Source organism: Parachitinimonas caeni (assembly GCF_030129945.1).
Taxonomy (GTDB): Bacteria; Pseudomonadota; Gammaproteobacteria; order Burkholderiales; family Chitinimonadaceae; genus Parachitinimonas; species Parachitinimonas caeni.
The window spans coordinates 1-2,652 of the sequence record NZ_JARRAF010000104.1 but is presented as its reverse complement, the minus strand read 5'-3'; the positions used below and the strand labels follow the sequence as shown (position 1 = coordinate 2,652).

Sequence of the window (2,652 nt, the reverse complement as noted above, 5' to 3'; positions counted from 1 at the left end):
TACTGCTGTCCGTTGCCCCTTTGATCTGGGTTGCGTAGCGGATGGTCTCGATCTTGCGGCCGGCGCCATCGTACTGGTATTCGGTCAGATAGCCTTCGGCATCGAGCTGGCCGGTGCGCAGACCATCGGCGTCAGTGAAGTAACGGGTGATGCGGTTGGCCTCACCGGAAGGGACTGGCAAACTGCGATAGTAGGTCTGGGCATCCTCGGCCCGGTAATTGATCAGGCCACGCAGAATATCGCGCTGGGTTTTCGCTGTTGTGCTGTCCCCCTTGGATTCCAGTTTGGATAGCTCGTCATAGGGCGCTGCGTAACGAATGGTGCGGATCACCGCACCGGTGCCGTCGTATACCGTCTCCGTGGCATAGCCATCCGCATCCACCGTGATCGCCGCCCGGCCACGCTGGTCGTAGAACACCAGATCGAGGCGGTCATCGACCGAGGCTGGGGGCACCACGCCTTTGGCCTGCAGGCCCTCGATGTCCAGATCCAGCAGGATCGGGGTGCCTGCCTGATACAGCTTCCCCATCTGCTCGGCAGTCAACCGGGTAGCATAGCGGTAGGTATAGGCCAGCTGATTGTTGGCGTTGTAGTGGTACTCGACAAACGCCCCGGTCTGATCGACTTCGGCACACTTGAGACCGGCGGCGTTGTAGAACACGCCGGTGTAAACGCCGGTGGCATCGCCAACGACGCGCAGACGGCCCTGGGTATCGTAGGCATAAGAAGTCTTGGCACCGTCCTCGCCATCCAGCTTCAGATCAGAGACCTCAACCCGGCTGACCAGCTCACCGGCCCGGTCGTAGGTTTCAATGGTCTTGCGTACGGTCTTGGCCTTGCCATTGGTCTTCTGGAGCTCGTCGGTGACGGTGATCGTCACTTTCAGACCGGTGCCATTTCCCCCGCCATAGACACGGGAGGTCAGGGTCGTACCGGTCTGGCTGGTCAACAATCGGCCCAGACCGTCGTAGATGTAGTGAGTGATGACTTTGTTCAGGTCGGTGTCTGCACCCACCGTCTTCTTCAGTAAACGGCCTTCAAGGTCATATTCATAGCGCGTAACCAGATCCTGGCTCCCCACCCCGCCTCCCTTGATGGTCGAAGTTTTGAGCTGGCGTTGGTGGTCGTAATTCAGTTCGGTGGTCTGGGCTGCGGCCTTGCCGGTGACGAATTTTTCCAAGGTCGTCAGGCGATCCGCATTCGACAGACCCGCCAGGTCGGTACGCGTCTCCTGATACAGCTTCTCGTAGGCGCGCAGTTGATCGCCGTTGTAACCATATTCGGTGATGCGGCCATCCGGGCTGACCGTGAAGCGCAGGTGACGGGTAGCGGCCTCGTAAACCTGGTAAGTGGTCCGGCCGGATGATTCGGTGCCAGGCGCGGTGTACAGGGTCTCACTGGTCAGCAACGTTCCTTCGTATTGGCGCTGGGCAATCACATTGCCCTGACCATCCGTCTGCTTCGTCCAGTTGCCGTTGTCGTCGTAGCCTTTGTTGTCGTCGCCTTTGTAGCTGACCTTGCTGACCTGGCTGTCCTTCACGGTGTTACCGCCGGCGTCGATAGCGGACACCTCGACCAACGACAAATTGCCCTGGCCGTCATACTCGTACTTAACCTTGCTGCGCACGCCATCTACTGCCGGCGCAATCAGGTGGGTCAACTGGTTGCTTGAGTCATAGGTCAGCTCGGTATAGGCCTTGCCAGCAGGGGCCGTAGTGGCGGTAGGAGAAGGATCGACCACGTCATCCACCCAGGTCCAGGTGGTGTTGCTGCCATAGCGGAAGTGGGTGAATCGCGACTGACCGGAAGCAATCACCTCCTCAATCGACTGCACTCGCCCTTTGTCGTCATAACTGAAGCGAATGTCGGTGCCGTCACTCTGGGTCAGTTGGGTGACACGCTCCTGGTTGTCATAGATGTAGGTGGTCGTGTACTGGCTTCCATCTGCCGAATGCGTCGCCACTTTTAACTGCGCACCTGAGTAGGTGTAGGTTGTGGTGAAGTTATTGGGCTTATCTGAAGGTGCTTCTTGCCACTTGACTGTCGTGACACCGCCCGCCTCAGACCAGGCCAGTACCTTTTTATCCTGGGTAGTCAGCGTACCGGCCGTGTGATCAATGTCTAACCAGCGGCGGTCAGCGTACTCAATCCTGATCAGGCGACCAGTGCCGTCGTAATACTCCTTGGTCCCGCTATCCCCGTCGGTCCAGACCTGACCATTCAGGCGGTCATAAGCGCCCCCACCCGCAGTACACTCGCCATTGGCGTTGTAATAAGAGCGGTTACCATCTGCATCAATCCGGTACCGACCCTTGGTGTCAGTCCCCAGCTGACGGTTAAACCCGAACATCCAGTGCTTGCCCAGGCCATTGCCCCCAGACATCTCCCCCTGGCTGTTATAGGTCCGCACGATCTCCGCATCCGGGCCGATGCCCTTGACCACTTCATCCACCCGCTGGATCACCAGATTGCCATTGGCAGCATTGACATAGATCTGATCCCCGCCCTGCCCCGTGGCAGATTGGCCCAGCACACTGCGTCCTCCCAGTGTGTTGAGTGATGTATCGAGCAAACCCTGTCCCTGACCTGTAACGATGGCAACCATTAAATAATCCCTGAATCGATATGAATGTCTGATGCGCGCGCAATATG

Annotated in this window: 1 protein-coding gene; it reads right to left on the bottom strand. The window is 58.3% G+C overall.

Annotated features, from left to right (window positions below):
- Nucleotides 1-2,605: DUF6531 domain-containing protein (locus PZA18_RS23715; RefSeq protein ID WP_284103372.1), on the bottom strand; the 2,605-nt coding region annotated here is incomplete at its 3' end.
- Nucleotides 2,606-2,652: the final 47 nt, after the last annotated feature.